This window comes from Brevibacillus sp. SIMBA_040 (assembly GCF_046535075.1).
In the GTDB taxonomy this organism is placed as follows: domain Bacteria; phylum Bacillota; class Bacilli; order Brevibacillales; family Brevibacillaceae; genus Brevibacillus.
In genome coordinates, this window is record NZ_JAWRXI010000478.1 from 1 (window position 1) to 202 (window position 202).

General features: G+C 57.9%; 1 rRNA gene. It reads left to right on the forward strand.

What is annotated here, in order from left to right:
* Window positions 1-202 (forward strand): 23S ribosomal RNA (locus SB752_RS33520); the annotation flags it as partial.

Consider the following 202-nt stretch of genomic DNA (forward strand, 5'->3'; position numbering starts at 1 on the left):
AGGTCTCTGCGAAGCCGCAAGGCGAAGTATAGGGGCTGACGCCTGCCCGGTGCTGGAAGGTTAAGGGGATGAGTTAGTTTTGGGACCCCGCCGAACGCGAGCGTAAGCTTGGGTTCGGTGGGCCGAAGCGAAGCTTTGAACCGAAGCCCCAGTAAACGGCGGCCGTAACTATAACGGTCCTAAGGTAGCGAAATTCCTTGTC